A 17,956-nucleotide genomic window follows, 5' to 3' on the forward strand; every position below is an offset into this window, starting at 1 on the left:
AGAAGCCCCTAACAGCCGTTGAACATGCAGACGCGATTTCGCCCTGTCTGTTTCGCTTTATAAAGCGCAGTGTCCGCTTCTCGCAGTAATTCATCTGTGTAGCAATGCAGCCCAAAGCTGAAGGTAATTCCGAGCGAAACGGTATAGTAAATCGTTTGTTTATCGTGGCTTGTTAGGCCTTCTGCAGACAGGGATTCACGCAGGGATTCTGCCACTTCTAAGGTGGAAACTCGGTCTGTGTCGGGCAGTAAAATAGCGAACTCTTCACCGCCGATACGGCCCATAATGGCGCCTTCAGGCAGGTTAGCGAGGCTGTTTTTAGCCAGATGTTTTAATACTAGGTCGCCGAGATCGTGACCATGAATATCGTTAATTTTTTTGAAATGGTCGACGTCCATCATGAGCAGCGCGCAATTTTCCTTTAAGGCGCTAGCTTGTTTGAGCAGGTTACTACTGAGTTCAAAAAAGGAGCGGCGGTTGGCGAGCCCCGTTAGATAATCAAAATAAGCTCGGCGTTCCAGTTCTTGATGAGCGTTGTGGTTTTCAATGGCAATGCTGGCAAGGTTACTGGCGAATTGAATTTGCTCAATGTCTTTTTGTGTTGGTGTGGGCGACGGGCTGTTGTAAATGGCGAAGGTGCCGAGCAGCGTGCCGTCAGCGTCTCTGATGGGGTCTGACCAGCAAGAGGTGAGCCCTGCTTTTTGTGTTAATTCAGTAAACGCTTGCCAGTTAGTGTGAGTGTCTATGTCTTCTACTATGACGCGTTGGTTATGGTAGGCCGCAGCCCCACAAGAGCCGATGTTAGGTCCCACATGGATGCCGTGTATTGCTTGATTGTAAAAACCTGGAAGGTTTGGTGCAGCTCCCAGTAATAAGCGCTGTTCTTGTTTGTCGAACAATAAAACGCTGCACAGCGATGGGGGGCTTTCTCGTTGTACTTGCTGAACAATAACCGTCAGTACGTCTTTCAGAGAGGAGCTTTTGGCGACCATTTCCAGCATATCACTGCGTACTTGCAGGCGTTGCTCAATGATCAATTGATCGGTTATGTCGTTCACGTAAAAAAACTTTTTCCCTTCAAATAGGGTCAAAGATATACAAACTTGTCGAACGCTGCCGTCTTTGCTTCCTAGACTTGTTTCTATGCTGGAAGGCGGCAGATTTGGTGATGCGCCCTCTTCGATCCGTGTTAACCACGGCTCCACGCTTTGTTCATTGGCTTCAGAAAGCGGTAAGGATTTATCGTACCAGGTAGCGAGGTCAGGAATGTCCGTTAGAGTGTAACCAAATAACGTTTGGAAGGTGTTATTAAGCAATAGGGTTTGCGTTGATGCGGTGTCGAATACAGCGACCGCCATAGGCGCAAACTTCAGCAAGTTTTCTAGCTGCGCTACTTGATTCTTCTCTGCTAATGTCATTATGTCATGCTCGCTCGTAAAACCTTTCCAATTGCTGTATCTCGCCGCTTGTTCATTGGACGGAGGGGGGAATTGGAACAACAAATCGCTTAGTAAATATACAGTAAACGATTAGCGAAAGAATGCAGTATGGCGCTTTTTCCGGTATTTAATTGTCATAAATTTGTAAGTGGGTGTGAGGATTTGGAAGTAAAAACAGAGCGAAGCTGTGAGAACGCAGCCTTTTGAGCATAGGTTATAACACCATGATGGATGTTAGTCGTGCGAAATAAGAGAGTGAAAAAGGGTAAATAGTTTGTTTTCACGGGTTATTTTCTGATTTAAATCGTGTGGTTATTTTGAGGCTAATTCGCCTTGATGTACTATGTGGGCTTATTTCATTCAGGCAAGATATTGGTCAAGATGAGCACAACAGACAAACATTTACATAATCCTACGTTCAAGTGGCGCTTTCTTCTTCCTCAACACTGGTTGACTTGGCTCGGTCTTTTTTTTGCAGCCTTGATTGCGTTTGTTCCCTTTCGGATACGAGATAAGGTTGGCGCGAAGATCGCGCACCTCTTGGTGAAGCGGAACAACAGCGCGTTAAAGCGCGCGCGCCTAAACCTACAACACTGCTTTCCAGAAAAGTCACTAGAAGAGCGTGAAGACATTTTGACACGTTGCTTTGAAACCGCCGTGCAGTTTTTTCTTGGCTATGCTGGTTTGCTAGTACGCAGCAAAAAGCACAACCAAGCCAAAGGCGTCATGATAGGCGCAGAGAATTTGTTGCCATTATTAGACCGTGGCGAAAAGATCATTGCCTTGGTTCCTCACTGTTGGGCGATTGATTACGCCGCTGTGATGATTGCGGCTAAGGGCTATCAAGTCTCAACCATGATGAAGCCGCAGAAAAAAGAAATTGTCGATTGGTTGATTCACAAACAGCGCATGCAATTTGGTGGCAAAATTTACCCACGATCAGCCGGTATTAAGCCTTTTCTAAAATCCGTCAAAGAGGGTTATCTAGGCTATTATTTGCCGGATGAAGATCTAGGTCCGCAGCATTCTGTCTTTGTTCCCTTTTTCGGTGAAACCAAAGCCACCATGAAAGGTTTAGGCAAATTTGCCAAGCTGACAAAGGGGGTTGTGGTGCCTATGTTGCCGACCTATAACGCTAAAAACGGTAAGTATGAGTTGTTTATTTTACCGGCGTTAGAAAACTTCCCGACAGGGGATGAAGAGCAAGACGCCATTGCCATGAACCAAGCCATGGAAACGCTGATTGCAGAGCACCCTGAACAATACATGTGGATTTTAAATTTGCTGCGCAGTCGCCCAGACGGCAGCAAGCTTTATTAACGTCAAAGAGACGACACTCAACAACGAAACGTAAAATATGATGTTGTTGTAGAAGCGGTTTTTCTTTGTTGAAACGCCGCTTCTCCGCTTCATATGCTTTCACTTTCAATGATGAACTGCGGCTCATCGATTGCCTGTTATTGCGTAGTAGGCCGAACCAAACGTGATGGAGTTCCTCATGTCAGACAGTAAACAAACTTCTCTAACCCGTCTTGATATAGACGCGGTTAAAACCTACCTGCTTTCTTTACAAGACCAGATTTGTCATGCCTTAGAAGGCGTTGAGCCAGAGCGTCGTTTTACGGAAGATGCTTGGGATCGTCCAAATGGCGGCGGTGGTCGAACCCGCGTGATTGCAGATGGAAAAGTGATTGAAAAAGGCGGAGTCAATTTTTCCCATGTAATGGGGGATAACCTCCCTCCTTCTGCTACGGCAGACCGTCCGGAATTAGCCGGTGGCAGTTTTGAAGCCATGGGAGTGTCCTTGGTGATTCATCCGAAAAACCCAATGGCGCCAACATCCCATGCTAATGTGCGTTTATTTATCGTGCATAAAGAAGGCATGGAGCCAGTTTGGTGGTTTGGCGGTGGCTTTGATCTGACGCCTTATTATGGTTTTGATGAAGATTGTGTTGCTTGGCACCAAGCGGCTTTTGACGCGGTAGAGCCATTTGGCGAAGGCTATTACCAACGCTTCAAACTGTGGTGTGATGAGTACTTTTATCTTAAACACCGAGGCGAGCCGCGCGGCATAGGTGGGCTGTTTTATGACGACTTCAATGAAGGCAGCTTCGAGCACGGTTTTGGTATGATGCGCGCAGTGGGTGACGCTTATAGCAAGGCCTATATGCCAATTTTAGAGCGTCGTAAGGAGCTTCCTTTTACGGAGCAGCAACGCGATTTTCAGCTGCATCGTCGTGGTCGTTACGTGGAATTTAATTTGGTGTTTGACCGAGGTACGCATTTTGGTTTGCAAAGCGGCGCTGGACGCACAGAATCTATTTTAATGTCTTTGCCGCCAGAAGTTCGTTGGACCTATGACTATCAAGTTGAACACGGCAGCGAAGAAGCCAAATTGACCGATTACTATTTGACCTCCAAAGATTGGCTCAACGGTTAAGCGCGAAAAAGTAGCGTTACTAGATGATCTTCTAGTGACTAACAATATTGAGACAAAGAGGCTAGATCGTGGATTTATACGCAGTTGTTGGTAACCCTATAGCACACAGCAAATCGCCGAGTATTCATACCTATTTTGCGCAGAACACTCAGCAAGATTTACACTATTCGACGCTGTTAGGCGACGAAGAGCGCTTTGAAGAGCAAGTAACAGAATTCTTTAAAAATGGTGGCAAAGGGTTAAATGTCACCATGCCTTTTAAAGGTCGTGCTTATGATATGTGTGATGTGCTGAGTAAACGAGCCAAGCTAGCCGGTGCGGTTAATACCCTAATGATGGGAAGAAATGGCGACATCTTTGGTGATACCACAGACGGTGTTGGCATGGTCAACGATATCACCAAAAACCATGGGCAAACCTTACAGGGTAAACGCGTGTTGGTGATTGGAGCGGGCGGTGCAGTACGTGGTGTACTCGAACCTGTTTTGGCCGAAAAACCCGCCTCTGTTACCATAGTGAATCGAACCGTTTCTAAAGCCGAAGCGCTGGCTGAACAATACGGCTGTCTGGCTTCTTCCTTTGAGGCATTAGAGGGGACGTTTGATGTGATTATCAATGGCTCAGCCAGCAGTATTTCAGGCCGCTTACCGCCATTAAAAGACAGCATTATCGACGCCAACACCTGGTGTTACGACATGGCTTACAGTAAAGAGCGCACATTGTTTCTGACGTGGGCTGAGCAGCATGGCGCACAAGGCGTCGATGGTTTAGGAATGTTGGTTTGCCAAGCGGCAGAATCGTTTTATTTATGGCGCCAAGTTCGCCCTGAAACCAGCTCTTTGGTCACCAAAATGCGTCAGGAGATGGAAGCTTAAGGATGAAAGCGCAGTGGTTTAATCGCGTTGATCAGATCGGTGAAGCCAATTGGCAAGCTGCTATTGGTGAGACCCGTTACCCCTTTGCGCAGTATGCGTTCCATCAGGCATTAGAGCAAAGTAATAGCATTGGTGATGACACTGGTTGGTATCCAGAATACTTACTGGTGTCAGACGACGATGACCAGCCTTTGGCAATCGCGCCCACCTACCTGAAAACCCATTCTCAAGGTGAGTTTGTGTTTGACTGGGCTTGGGCCGATGCATACCAGCGCTATGGCATGGAATATTACCCTAAGCGCGTTTGGGCGGTTCCCTTTTCTCCTGTCACGGGCATTCGTTTGTTTTCCCATTTGGATCCAAATGGTGACAATGCCGACTTTGCCAATATGTATCCTGCATTGGCAAAACTGATGACGGACGCCAATCAAGAGCGTCATTTTTCAAGCTGGCATTTACTCTTTACTAAGCCTGAACACGCTGACTTATTTCGTCACGATAAAACGCTATTACAGCGTATTTCCTGTCAGTTTCATTGGTTTAATCGTGATTATCGCGACATGGATGACTATTTCTCACACTTCTCGAGTCGTAAACGTAAAGCGGCGCGCAAAGAGCGTAATAAGGTTGTTCAACAAGGTGTGACCTTGACGCGAACACTGGGCAATGAACTGACATCCGCTGAGATCGATTTCTTTTACCTGTGCTACCAATCGACCTATGCAAAGCGCGGTCAGCAAGGTTATCTGACGCGAGAATTCTTTGGCTTGCTCGCGGACACCATGGGCGATCAAATCCTATTGGTGCAGGCCTACAGAGAAGGCGAAGCAATTGCCGCTTCTTGGTGTTTCTTTGACGACCATTCTTTATATGGGCGCTATTGGGGCTGCATGGAAGAAGTGGATTGCCTGCACTTTGAAGCCTGTTACTACCAAGGTATCGAGTTCTGCTTGGAAAAAGGGTTACAGCATTTCGATCCTGGTACACAAGGGGAACACAAGATTGCTCGTGGCTTTGAACCTGTTTTTAGCCATAGTGTGCATTACATTGCCCACCAAGGATTTCGTGACGCGATTGGCAATTTCTGTGAGGAAGAAGCGCAAGCGGTACGTGAGTATCATCAAGATACCCACGCATTATTGCCTTTCAAACAAGCACCTCGCTAATGGCTAAATAGCCATTGCTCGGCTCAGGCTGAACCGCTTCTAATGGGCAGAAGCGGTTGCTACCACACTCTTAAACGTCTTGATGTGGGCCAAATAATTCGTAATGAATTCGATCCGCTTCAACGCCCAGTGTGAGCAATTGCTGTTTCACGAACATCATAAAGCCCACTGGACCACAAAGGTAAAAATCCCCTTCGCTTAATGGCAGTTCATCTTGGATGTCTGCAAGTTGCATATTGCCTTCGTACACACCCTCTTCTGTTTCTCTAGCACGTTCATACCAAGTATGAACAGACAGTTGAGGCAACTGCGCTTTAACGCTGCTTACGTGCGCTTTAAACGAATGCTGACCTTCGTGAGCACAAGCGTGTAAGTAGCTAATTGGTTGGCGGTAACCTTGTTTCGCGAAGGTATCCAACATCGCTTGCATAGGGGTTAAGCCAACGCCTCCAGAAATCAATACCACAGGTTTTGCTTTATCTTCGAAGATAAAATCACCCGCTGGTGGCATGGCTTCGACAATGTCGCCGACATTGATGTGATCGTGTAAGTAGTTAGACATGACGCCTGCCATATCATCGCTGCCTTCACGTTTAACGCTAATGCGGTAGCTTTTGCCGTTGGCAGTAGTAGACAAAGAATACTGACGAATCTCTTCGTACTGGTTGCCTTTAGGGTGAACTTTAATGCCAAGGTACTGACCTGGTGTGTAATCGATCACTGCTTTACCATCGACAGGCTCTAACACAAAGCTAGTTACCAATTCAGACTCTGGGGTTTTAGACGCCACGCGGAACTGACGGAAATCTTTCCAGCCACCGGTTTCTGCGGCATTTTTCTCGTACAAATCGCCTTCCACTTTGATGAAGATTTCAGCCAATTGACCGTAGGCGGCGACCCAAGCTTCTTCTACGTCTTGAGTGAAGGCTTCAGGAGCAAGTTCACGCAAGGTCTCAATCAAGTGATGACCAACAATGTCGTATTGGTCTGGTTGGATGTTGAAACTTGTGTGTTTGTGAGCAATGCGCATAACGGCGCTTGTGAGCACTTCTAAGTTGTCGATATGTGTGGCGTAAGCGGCAATCGCATTGAACAAGGCAGCAGGTTGGCGGCCTGTTTTTTGGTTGGTCATGTTAAACACATCGTTTAGCTCTGGGTTGTGTTTAAACATACGTTTGTAAAAATGCTCAGTAATGGCTGGTCCGGCAGAGGCGAGTAATGGGATAGTCGCTTTTACTGTATCTATGTGTTTCTGCGATAGCATTGTGGTGCTCCTTTCTACTGAAATGTCGTCGTTAAATATCAATTACTCCTTCTATTGCGAAAGGCGTGCCAATAAAATAAATTCATATATTTCAATGTTTTACGATTTTATATTTTAAAAGTGAGTCATTTAGACCTAAATAAAAATAGGTCATTTAGTTTCTTCTGTGTCAAAATGACTCAAGATTAATGGGTTGATAGGGAAAAAGAATGAATCAGGTGTCCAACAATGCCTTGCTGAGTTTTGCCCTCGATTTGGCGAGTGCAGTCACACAGACTAATCGATTTGAACAGCTAGTGTATGCGGTTCGAGCAACGATTAATTGTGATGCTGTGGTGCTATTGATACATCATCATGGTGTGTTGACACCGATAGCTCAACGGGGGTTGTCGGAAGACCTAATGGGGCGTCGTTTTACCATTGCAGAGCACCCACGCTTGCGTGAAATCTGTGCGGGTCATTATCCGGTTCGATTTCCTGCTGATTCCGCTTTGCCCGACCCTTATGATGGCATGGTGCTTGGTCACGATGAGCATCTGCGGGTGCATTCTTGTATGGGTGTGCCTTTGTACTTGGATGGCACTCTGATTGGCGTGGTGACGTTAGACAGCATTACTCCGAATGTGTTTGATGATATTGATTCGCGAGCGCTTGAAATCATTGGCACCATGGCGGCGATGACGTTGAATACTGCGATTTTAATGGAGCAGCTAGAAGCAAAGTCACAACGAGCAGAGCATGCTTTGCAAGCGATGAACGAGCAGTCAAGAGTCAACGATGGCCATGAAATGATCGGTCAAAGTGATGTTATGAAAACGCTTTATCAAGCGATTAAGTTGGTTGCTCCTTCTGATTTTGCCATTTTGATTGAAGGTGAAACCGGGGTTGGTAAAGAGCTGGTCGCGCGCGCTTTGCATCATGCTTCCAATCGCAGCAATTTGCCCATGGTGTATGTGAATTGTGCCGCTATCCCGCAGAATTTGATTGAAAGTGAGCTGTTCGGACACGTAAAAGGCGCGTTCACCGGCGCCGATCGTGATCGCGAAGGCAAGTTTGTCTTAGCGGATGGAGGCACCCTCTTTCTCGATGAGATTGGAGAGCTGCCACTAGAAGTTCAAGGCAGTTTGTTAAGAGCGATTCAAAACCAAGAGATACAAGCGGTAGGTAAGGACGATATTCGCAAAGTCGACGTTCGTATTATCGCGGCGACCAACCGACGACTAGAGCAAGAAGTGGCAGAGCATCGTTTTCGCTCAGACCTTTTTCATCGACTTAGCGTTTTTCCTATTCAAGTGCCTTCATTAAAAGAACGGCAAGGTGACATTCCTCTATTAGCGGGCTTTTTTGCCGAAAGTTTTCGCCGCAAACTCGGACTTCAACAGCTGACGTTGTCGGCCGCCGCCATCTCCTTGTTAGAAGCGTACCATTGGCCTGGAAACGTTCGAGAGTTAGAGCATGTTATTTCTCGGGCTGCCCTATTTGCTAAAGCGGATGCGCCCACAGGCATCACTATTATTACGCCGCAGCATCTAACAGGGTTACAGGTTGATAACTCTTATCAAGAAAAGGTACAAACAACAGAAACCGCGCTTGAATCACCTCAAGAAGCAGGCTTTGAACCTATCGACTTACGACTAGAAACCGAGCGATATCAAAAGGATAGAATTCGCCATGCACTGGAAGCAGCACATGGAAACTGGTCGCAAGCCGCGCGCTCTTTAGCGATGGATCGTGCCAATTTGACACGATTAGCCAAGCGTTTAGGCATCAGTGTAGGAAAGGAAATAAAAAGTTAGTCGCTATGACCATGGCGGGCAGCACTGACTTGACGGACCCGCTCTGCAGGAAACTCAAGCTTAGTAAGCAAATAAGCGCGTAGTTCGTCTTGGTAACCTAGCTCGATTAACGCCGCTTCCATGCAATTGAGCCACATGGCCTTTTCCTTCTCGGTGACGACCAAGTGAGCATGGGCTTGCGGTAGGCTAATGGGGCCAAATTTTTTCGAAAATAAACGTTCTCCTCCCATCCAACCGGATAAGAAAGCCACGAGTTTTTCAATAGTCAGCTCGATGTTATTGGGGTGCATGTCGAATAACGGCCGAAATTCTGGCGTATTTTCCATTAGCCGATAGAAGGTTTCGACCAATGTTTGCAGCCCCGATAATCCACCGACGGCTTGCAATGTTCCATCGCCTTCGCCATAAGGTGGACGAAAAGAATCTGTCATTTACTCTGAATCCGATGTGCTGCTATCGGTTTTTTTGTCGTTTTTAGCACGATCCATCTTAATCGAATTGCGGTAACCGCCAAGTGCGGCCAAAGCACCAATAATAAAACTCATATACAGTGGAATTTGAAACAGCATGGTGATGCTGATAAACACACAACCTACGGCCAATCCTTCTAACCAAGGTCTAAGTTGCTTTTTCATAGTGTCTCCGGTGCATAAAAAATAAGCGCGAGTTTAACAAAATTTATCCGCGTTGTAGTCCTAGTTGTGGAAAAAAGCATCACTTATCCCATAAAAAACCGAATATGAGTGAACAAAACTTATTGGGGGGTAAAATAGGCTTATTCCCAAATATAAGAGAAAAATGCCCCCAAAGACCTCGATCACGGTTAAAATACGGCACTATTTCCCTTATAAAGTGGCTATTTGTGTATAACTAGGCAAATTACCCACATTGAAAATCAAATTCGCTATGCAATGTGGGCAAACTTTTATCCACAATGTCAAAAATATCCACAAGGTTGTGATTCTGGTGCCGTTATTAAGTTTTCAACAGATTATCCACTCTTATAAAAGCGATGCCGCCTTACATCAGAAAATCTGGCGTATGGCTTGGCCTCCTATGATCTCCAATATCACAACGCCATTATTAGGGCTTGTGGATACGGCGGTTGTTGGGCATTTAGGCACCGCGACTCACCTAGGAGCGGTGGCGATTGGCGCGAGTATTTTTAGCTTTTTGTTTTGGGCATTTGGCTTTTTGCGCATGGGGTCAACTGGGCTGACGGCGCAAGCGTTAGGCCAAGGCGATGAGCGGCGTGTACGAGAGCTCTTGTTGCAGTCTATTTTGATGGGGGTATTCATTGGCTTAATGCTGATTCTTTTCCGTCACCCTATTATTGACTTGGCCATCACCCTGATGGCACCGAGTGCCGACGTAGAACCTTGGGCTCGTTTATATTGTGAGGCGAGAATTTTTAGCGCACCGGCGGTACTAGCAGGGTACGCCTTAATGGGGTGGTTCTTTGGGGTGCAGTATTCCAAAGGCCCACTGTGGATGTTATTGATCATTAATCTGGCCAATATGGTGTTGGATTATATTGCCGTCTATGGCTTAGGTATGGCCAGTGATGGCGTCGCTTGGGCAACTGTTTTTGCGCATTATATTGGCGTGACTGTGGCTGGGGTAATTGCGTGGCATAAGCTAAAAGGTTTCAGCGGTCATGTGCCACTTAAAGCGTTGGCAAAATGGCGTGAATACATGGCGTTGATTCGGGTAAACCGCTATCTGTTTGTGCGCACGATTCTGTTGTTGCTGGTGATGCTATTTTTCACCGCGCAAGGCGCTCGCCAAGGGGATTCTGTGTTGGCGGCCAATGCCGTATTACTGACATTTTTAATGATTATTTCCAATGGCTTAGATGGCTTTGCCTTCTCTGTTGAAGCGCTTTGCGGTGAGTACTATGGTCGCAAGGATAAAGCCTCATTTCAAAAAGTATTGCGCCTTTCCACCTATTGGGCGCTTCTTGCTGCGCTAATCCTTGTGGTTATTTTTTGGGTTTTTGGTAATGGAATCATAGGGTTATTAACCAGCGTTCAGTCAGTTAGAGACGATGCTGCTCTGTACCTACCTTGGCTTATTATTTTTCCTCTGTTGGGTATTTGGTCTTTTATGCTGGATGGTGTTTTTGTTGGCACTACCAGTGTAAAGCAGATGCAAAACACCATGATAGTGTGTGTTATCGGCGTCTTTTTCCCTTCTTGGTATTTGACTCAAGGATTGGGGAATCATGGCTTGTGGCTTAGCCAAGCGCTGTTATTTGTTGCCCGTGGACTCACCTTGTATTGGTGCTATCGGCAAAATATGAAAACCGGGGTTTGGTTTAGTAATCAGTCGAAGGCCGTCAGCGACTAGCTTATCTGGCCGTGGCTGGCCTTCGGGCTCAACCCTATTTCTGGATTGAAAGCCTGCTAAATTCAGCGGTTTAGCAGGCGTTGAGCCTAGTATTTGTTGAGCCTAGTTTTATTGTGGGCTGAGGCTTTCGTTGCGCCTGAGTGAACGTTGAATACGGGTTTCTTCTTGGCGCATTTTGAGCAAATTTTCTTCCACAAAAACAAGATGTGCATGCGCGGCGTCGCGAGCGCTTTCGGCGTTCCCAGCGATGATGGCCTCATACATGGCTCGGTGTTGATCCATAATCAGCTTGCGCGCAGCCTTCTTTTCAAAGAGGTTTTTTAAGTTAGCCGAAATGCTGCTGGCTAGAATTGAAAACAGACTGCGCAAGGTGTGAAGTAATACGACGTTATGCGCAGATTCGGCGATAATCATATGAAATTCCGCGTCTAGTTTCGCTTCTAAGGCAAAATCTTGCTGCTGATTTGCTTCTTCTAATTGATGAAAACATTGGCTTAATCGGGCTTTGTCCGCATCGGTACTACGGTGTGCCGCGTAATAGGCAGACAGACTTTCTAGAGCATCTCGAAACTCAAGTTGATCGTATAAAAACTCGTCATGAGCGCTGAGTAAGTCGTGAAGAGGGTCGGCAAACGAGCTGCCTATTTGATCTGATACGTAAGTGCCGCCACCGTGTCGGCTGTAGAGGATACCGCGCGCAATCAATTTCTGAATCGCTTCTCTTAACGAGGGACGCGACACTTCAAACCGCGTCGCCAACTCTCGCTCCGGTGGCAGTTTTTGACCTGGGGTGAAGCTGCCTTCTAAAATCATGCTTTCTAACTGCTGCATAATGATGTCTGAGATTTTAGGTTGTTTCACGAGGGCAAAGCGATTGGTTTCCATGAGCTGCCTTTCTTTCATTTAGTAAGTTAAGCCTTGTTTGACAGTGCTGAGCGACCGAGAGAATGCGTATCTGTTGATAACATTAAAAGTGGTCAAACCAATATTAAATGACGCTAAAATCCGCTAACTCACTACTATTGTATAGGTTGACAAATGCTAGCAGGGTTTTTATTGTAGCTCAGTTTTACAAGGTAAATTGGTATTACCAATTTATTATTTTGTACGATCTCTGTCTAGTTGTTTATTCGTTTAAATGACCAAAATAATAACAGTAAGTTGGCCTCATACGCCTTGGGATGCATTGTTATGACTTCTCCATTATTAACCTCACAAAATACCCACCCTCTCTATTTAGACTTGTATCGAGAGTTAACAAAGACCATTGATGACGACCGTTTGATCCGTGATCCGTTGCGTACCTTGGCGTACGGCACAGACGCCAGCTTCTATCGCTTGATTCCGCAATTAGTGGTCCGTGTTAATGACGAAGCAGAAGTTCGTTTGGTATTAAAAGAGGCGAAGCGGAGAAGTCTTCCTGTTACCTTTCGCGCGGCGGGCACTAGTCTGTCAGGTCAAGCGGTAACAGAATCCATCTTGATCCAACTTTCGGATAATTGGAAAGGTCATAGAATCCATCAACACGGGCAGATTATTTCGTTGCAACCAGGGGTTATCGGTGCTCGTGCGAATCAATTATTGGCGCCTTTTCAGCGTAAAATAGGCCCTGATCCAGCGTCTATTAATGCGTGTATGATTGGTGGGATAGCGGCGAATAATGCCAGTGGCATGTGTTGCGGTACCGCGCAAAACAGCTATAACACCATCCAAAGCGCTCGCATCTTATTGGCCGACGGCACGCTTCTCGACACCGCCGATGAGGCAAGTAAAGCAAGCTTTGCCCAAACCCATGCCCATTTACTCGAAACCTTAGCGGAATTGGGTGAGAAAACCCGCAGTAATACGGCGCTTGCGGATAAAATAAGACACAAATACCGTCTTAAGAATACAACGGGATACAGTCTAAACAGCTTGGTGGATTATCAAGATCCATTCGATATTTTGCTGCATTTAATGATTGGTTCTGAGGGCACATTAGGCTTCTTAAGCGAAGTGACCTATCAAACGGTCGTGGATCACCCCGTCAAAGCCGCCACCATGTTGTTTTTTGAAGACATGGAAGTCACATGCCGTGCAGTAACCGCATTAAAAAGTGCTCCAGTGGCCGCTGTTGAGCTGATTGACCGAGCGGGATTACGAGCGGTCGAAGGCAAACCCGGTATGCCAGACATGCTTTCTTCGCTGGGCGATAAAGCGGCAGGCTTATTGATTGATGTACGAGCCTCAGATCAACAGGAGTTGTTACGTCATCTTGAACAAGTTTCTGCGTCGCTTTGCCACTCTGAACCGATCAACCCAATTGAATTCACACAAGAAAAAGCGATTTACGATTCTTATTGGAAAATTCGCAAAGGGCTATTCCCCGCTGTAGGCGCGGTTCGTCCTGTTGGCACCACAGTGATCATTGAAGACGTGGCCTTCCCTGTTGAGCAATTAGCAGAAGGCGTTTTGGAACTGCAGGGCGTCTTCCATAAACATGGTTATGACGAGGCGATCTTGTTTGGTCATGCTTTAGAAGGCAACTTGCACTTTGTGTTTACGCAAGGCTTTGATGCACCAGCCGAAGTGATTCGTTATGAAAAACTCATGGATGAAGTTGCCCAGTTGGTGGCCGTAAAATATCAAGGTTCATTAAAAGCCGAACATGGGACTGGCCGAAACATGGCGCCTTATGTGTCCCTAGAGTGGGGTCAAGAAGCGTATGACATCATGTGGGAAATCAAGCGAGCTTTCGATCCCGATAGCCTGCTGAATCCAGATGTAATTTTGACCCACAATGCGAACTTGCACGTACAAAATCTTAAGCCGTTGCCCAAAGCCAATGACAAGGTGGATACCTGCATTGAGTGTGGTTTTTGTGAATCCTCTTGCCCTTCTAAATCCCTGACCTTGACCCCTCGTCAACGCATCGTGATATGGCGTGAAATTCAACGGCTCAGCGCGGCAGGCGACCAAGCGGAACGCTTAGCTCTATTGAAAAAAGACTATGATTATCAAGGTGTTGATACTTGTGCTGGCTGTGGGCTGTGTTCTATGCAGTGCCCAGTTGGTATTAATACCGGCGATTTAACGCGAGAATTACGACACGATCGTCATCCAGATAATAAAGTCGGCTATTGGATCGGTGATCATTTTGAAGGGGTGACTAAAACCGCGCGCTTTGGACTGGCTTCTGCTGCGACTATGAAACGAGTCGTTGGTGATGGTGGTATGAAAGCCATCACAGGGATTGCGAATGCCGTCTCGGGCGGCGTGGTCCCAAAATGGCGGTCGACGATGCCGAAGGCGTCAATCCCACTGAAAAACTTGCTTGAAAACAATGATTGTAGCGCCACTCAGAGTGACCAACTTACGGTTGTGTATTTACCCAGCTGTGCGACTCGAGTAATGGGCAGTGGCCCTGAGTCTAAAGATCAGCGCCCTGTTATGGAAGTGATGTTGAGTGTGCTGAAAAAGTCAGGATATCGCGTGATTATTCCCGACGGCGTAGAAAGTAGCTGCTGTGGTTTGGCTTTTCAGAGCAAAGGGCAGTTCGCTGTCGCGGAGCAGAAAGCGAACGATCTCAATACATCGTTATTAGCCGCCAGTGAGAATGGTCGCTACCCAATTGTCTGCGATACCAGCCCTTGTTTGCTGCGTATGAAAGAAACCTTGGACGAGAAACTGAAGCTGTACGAGCAGGTGTCATTTATCAATGAGTTTGCTTTGCCACATTTACAGATCAGCAAAAAGTCAGCGCGTATTGCGGTGCACGTTACCTGCAGCACTACTCGTATGGGCTTAGCGGATAGTTTTGTCGCGTTAGCGCATCAACTAGCGGACGAAGTGGTGATTCCTGCTGATATTACGTGTTGTGGTTTCGCTGGTGACAAGGGATTCTCTACCCCTGAACTGAATGCAAGTGCCTTAAAAACGTTATCTAAAGCAGTCGAAGGGTGTGACGCTGGTTACTCGAATAGCCGGACGTGTGAAATTGGTTTAAGTGAGCACAGCGGGTTGGATTATCAGTCGATTGTCTATCTAGTTGATGAGTTGAGTCAGCCTTGCCAGTAACGGATTGCTCGCGATATCGAGCTAAGATGCCCATGGGTGCCTGCAGCGGATACTTTTTATAAAGATAAGTGGCTATATCAATAACCACTTATCTTTATGCGGGTTTATTTAGAATGCGTTCGGGTTCGTGGGCAGCGCAAATGACGCTTGTTGTATCGGGTCTTGCTCTAGCGGCCCCCATTGCTGTTGCAGCGGCACTACGCCAGCCCAAACCGGCCAATCATTGTCGTCTGGGTCATCCACAGGAGGTTCCGCTCTAACTTTAATCGACGCCTCTTCTATTTTGATTCTTAATAAGCCTGTCGCTTTGATTTCAATGTCATTGATCGGCCTGAGCGCATCCCAACGACCAGGGCTAACTTTATCGAGGAAGATTTTAAACTGACGGATCTTTTCATCCGTGTTTTCAATTAATTCAGGAACGCCAAACAAGGTTACTGAACGGTAATTGACAGAATGGTGCATGGCTGAGCGCGCCATCACTAAGCCATCTAGCTGGCAAATATTAATGCAAACTTTCTCTGCATCATCGATCGGCGCCTTGATGTTTCTTGCTTTCGCATGCCCATGCCAATAAAAGTATTCCCCCTCACGCCAATGGCAAGTGGGTGTGACAAACACCTGGCCGTTTTTGCTCTGTCCCACATGGCACATTAGTGTGTCATCAATGATGCGAAAGGCGGTCTCTGGGTCGTACTGTGCTCTGTTCGGGCCGCGTTTTACTTTGCTAAGTGGCGTTTCTAAAGTCTGGGGCATGATTTCTCTTCTTGTGTCTTGTTAAGTGACTGGCTATAACAAGACTCTAGAGTGATCTGGTATTTATAAAAATAGCCAGAATATAGATAAATAAGCAGGCCAGATATGAAGCACGCCATTGCCAGTTTGCGCTTTTCTTTGGATGAAGGCGGCGCCGCCTATTATCAGCAACTGATGACCCAGATCCAGCAAGGCATTGTCTCGGGTGAGTTATCGGTTGGTGATAAGTTGCCATCGTCACGGGCGCTCGCCATTACCTTAGGTGTTTCTCGAAGCACTACCTCCAAAGCGTACGAACATTTGGTCGCGGAAGGCATTTTGTTAAGCGAGGAAAAACGCGGTGTCTTTGTGGCTGCCCAGCCTATTGTCAGGCAGGCGAAGCGAGAAGAGGACAAGATTGTGGTACCGCCAGCAGAGCCTGCGCTGCAATGGACGTTTGATTCTGGGGTGGATGTGGATGTCTTCCCGAATAAAGAGTGGGCGGCCAGCATGCGTCGTAGTTGGTTGGCGCCAGACCCTGCGGTGCTGCAAGGACAGTATCATACTGGGTTACCCGAGCTGAAAGTCGCCATTGTTGATTACCTTTACCGCGTTCGCGGATTAAGCTGTGTACCTGAGCAAATTATCGTGACAGCAGGAAGCCGAGACAGCTTGATGTTGTTACATCATGCCCTGTCTTGTTTGGCGCTCCCCCCCGACTCTCTTGACTCTTCCGTCGGTGAGTCTGCTCTAGGAAAGATAGCTTGGTGGGCCGAAGATCCTACTTATCCGCCGATACGAGAAGTTCTGTCGCAGCAAGGGCCGCTTTCTTTTATTCCAGTCGATGACGAAGGCGCCTTGTTGGTGCCGACAAAAGACGCGACGCAGCAGGTCACGAATGTGGCGCTGTTGACCCCGAATAGGCAGTATCCGCTAGGGATAAGCATGAGCTCCTTACGTCGCCAACAATGGTTACAGCGCCTACAATCCAGAACGCAGAATTGGTGGTTGATTGAAGACGATTATGACAACGAGTTTGTCTACCAAGGTCGAGTCGATGTGCCTTTTATGCAAACGGCCTCTTTGCATAAAGACGCCATTGATCGCACCTTCTTTATTGGCAGTTTTTCTAAGGTGCTTTTCCGTGGCCTACGATTAGGCTTTATCGTGTCGCCACAGGGTCATATAGCACAGCTTAATGAAAGTCAGCGCACGATAGGCTTTTCTGCCTCTTTGCCGATCCAGCCCGCGGTTGCGGACTTCATGCACCGCGGAGGGTTTGATCGACATATTAATCGGATGCGTCGGCATTACCGACTAAAGCGCGACGCATTGCTGACAATATTAACTGAGCAACTGGCTTTGTGGTGTGAGTGGCAAAAGCCGCAAGGAGGGATGCACATCTTGTTGGAAATAAAACCAGACTGGTTACAGGCAAGAGAAGATATTAAATGGGACAGAGAAATTGCGCAGGATTTAGTAAAGGAAGGGGTTGTTTTGTCACCACTAACGCGACATTTTTCAATTAGTTATCAACGCCAAGGCTTTGTTCTAGGTTTTAGTGGATCATCAATTGCAACAATGCGCCAGTCCATTAATGTGCTAAAAAAATGGTTTTTAGACCACAATGAATGACGCTTGGTCTTACAATCGTCAGGAATCTTCTTTATAACGTAAGTTGAATGGTCAGCATAAGCCTTCGTTATGATCAATAAGGCGCTTTTTTATAAAAAGGCCGTGAAGCGAATGCCGACAAAGGCTAAACTACACTTTGTGCGATTGTATAATTTTTGATATATTCCGCGCACTAGAATGAGTGTAATACAGAAAACACGG

The 17,956-nt window shown here is 46.8% G+C and carries 14 protein-coding genes; 8 read left to right on the forward strand and 6 right to left on the reverse strand.

All coding sequences use genetic code 11. The features are described from left to right. Positions 1 to 8: 8 nt before the first annotated feature. A complete protein-coding gene (locus ACIGBN_RS10750) occupies positions 9 to 1,418 on the reverse strand; it encodes a diguanylate cyclase (RefSeq protein WP_396665348.1) in 1,410 nt (469 codons plus the stop codon). A gap of 402 nt (positions 1,419 to 1,820) precedes the next feature. On the opposite strand from ACIGBN_RS10750, the gene lpxM reads away from it, so the two are divergent. The 4 genes from lpxM (at position 1,821) to ACIGBN_RS10770 (ending at position 5,920) form a co-directional block, all read left to right on the forward strand. Beyond that, entirely contained in the window at positions 1,821 to 2,759 is a 939-nt protein-coding gene (gene lpxM / locus ACIGBN_RS10755; protein WP_133002290.1) for a lauroyl-Kdo(2)-lipid IV(A) myristoyltransferase, read from the forward strand. A gap of 178 nt (positions 2,760 to 2,937) precedes the next feature. Next, positions 2,938 to 3,879: an oxygen-dependent coproporphyrinogen oxidase gene (gene hemF / locus ACIGBN_RS10760; protein ID WP_396665350.1), complete on the forward strand. Its 942-nt coding sequence runs from the start codon at positions 2,938 to 2,940 to the stop codon at positions 3,877 to 3,879. A 68-nt stretch (positions 3,880 to 3,947) separates the two neighbouring features. After that, entirely contained in the window at positions 3,948 to 4,754 is an 807-nt protein-coding gene (gene aroE, locus ACIGBN_RS10765) for a shikimate dehydrogenase (protein WP_396665352.1), read from the forward strand. Positions 4,755 to 4,756: 2 nt separating this feature from the next. Further along, a complete protein-coding gene (locus tag ACIGBN_RS10770) occupies positions 4,757 to 5,920 on the forward strand; it encodes a GNAT family N-acetyltransferase (protein ID WP_396665354.1) in 1,164 nt (387 codons plus the stop codon). Between the two features lie 70 nt (positions 5,921 to 5,990). Here the strand turns inward: ACIGBN_RS10770 and hmpA are convergent, their stop codons facing one another. Continuing rightward, positions 5,991 to 7,184: an NO-inducible flavohemoprotein gene (gene hmpA / locus ACIGBN_RS10775; protein WP_396665356.1), complete on the reverse strand. Its 1,194-nt coding sequence runs from the start codon at positions 7,182 to 7,184 to the stop codon at positions 5,991 to 5,993. A gap of 209 nt (positions 7,185 to 7,393) precedes the next feature. Between hmpA and norR the strand changes: the two genes are divergently transcribed. Then, positions 7,394 to 8,980 carry a nitric oxide reductase transcriptional regulator NorR gene (gene norR, locus ACIGBN_RS10780; protein ID WP_396665358.1) on the forward strand — a complete coding sequence of 529 codons (1,587 nt, stop codon included), beginning with the start codon at positions 7,394 to 7,396 and terminating at the stop codon, positions 8,978 to 8,980. On the opposite strand, the gene ACIGBN_RS10785 is transcribed toward norR, so the two are convergent. Together ACIGBN_RS10785 and ACIGBN_RS10790 are read right to left on the reverse strand one after the other, a co-directional pair. After that, positions 8,977 to 9,411 carry a group II truncated hemoglobin gene (locus tag ACIGBN_RS10785; protein ID WP_133002296.1) on the reverse strand — a complete coding sequence of 145 codons (435 nt, stop codon included), beginning with the start codon at positions 9,409 to 9,411 and terminating at the stop codon, positions 8,977 to 8,979. The genes norR and ACIGBN_RS10785 overlap by 4 nt on opposite strands. Then, positions 9,412 to 9,615, reverse strand: a complete 204-nt coding sequence (locus ACIGBN_RS10790; protein ID WP_133002297.1) for a hypothetical protein — start codon at positions 9,613 to 9,615, stop codon at positions 9,412 to 9,414. A gap of 406 nt (positions 9,616 to 10,021) precedes the next feature. Here ACIGBN_RS10790 and ACIGBN_RS10795 point away from each other — a divergent pair, with 406 nt between their 5' ends. Beyond that, the gene (locus ACIGBN_RS10795; protein ID WP_396665399.1) at positions 10,022 to 11,329 is read left to right on the forward strand and encodes an MATE family efflux transporter; all 1,308 of its coding nucleotides are present in this window, start codon (positions 10,022 to 10,024) and stop codon (positions 11,327 to 11,329) included. A gap of 108 nt (positions 11,330 to 11,437) precedes the next feature. On the opposite strand, the gene ACIGBN_RS10800 is transcribed toward ACIGBN_RS10795, so the two are convergent. Next, positions 11,438 to 12,214 (reverse strand): FCD domain-containing protein, encoded by a 777-nt coding sequence (locus tag ACIGBN_RS10800; protein ID WP_396665361.1) that lies wholly within the window; start codon positions 12,212 to 12,214, stop codon positions 11,438 to 11,440. Positions 12,215 to 12,520: 306 nt separating this feature from the next. Here ACIGBN_RS10800 and ACIGBN_RS10805 point away from each other — a divergent pair, with 306 nt between their 5' ends. Beyond that, the gene (locus ACIGBN_RS10805; RefSeq protein WP_396665363.1) at positions 12,521 to 15,385 is read left to right on the forward strand and encodes an FAD-binding and (Fe-S)-binding domain-containing protein; all 2,865 of its coding nucleotides are present in this window, start codon (positions 12,521 to 12,523) and stop codon (positions 15,383 to 15,385) included. 108 nt (positions 15,386 to 15,493) lie between these two features. Here ACIGBN_RS10805 and ACIGBN_RS10810 read toward each other — a convergent pair whose 3' ends face one another. Further along, on the reverse strand, positions 15,494 to 16,141 hold the full coding sequence (locus ACIGBN_RS10810) for a pyridoxamine 5'-phosphate oxidase family protein (RefSeq protein WP_396665365.1): 648 nt from the start codon (positions 16,139 to 16,141) through the stop codon (positions 15,494 to 15,496). Between the two features lie 105 nt (positions 16,142 to 16,246). Here ACIGBN_RS10810 and ACIGBN_RS10815 point away from each other — a divergent pair, with 105 nt between their 5' ends. Continuing rightward, positions 16,247 to 17,755 (forward strand): PLP-dependent aminotransferase family protein, encoded by a 1,509-nt coding sequence (locus ACIGBN_RS10815; protein WP_396665367.1) that lies wholly within the window; start codon positions 16,247 to 16,249, stop codon positions 17,753 to 17,755. Positions 17,756 to 17,956: the final 201 nt, after the last annotated feature.

The sequence above is a fragment of the Marinomonas sp. NPDC078689 genome (assembly GCF_044542435.1).
Lineage (GTDB): Bacteria > Pseudomonadota > Gammaproteobacteria > Pseudomonadales > Marinomonadaceae > Marinomonas > Marinomonas arenicola.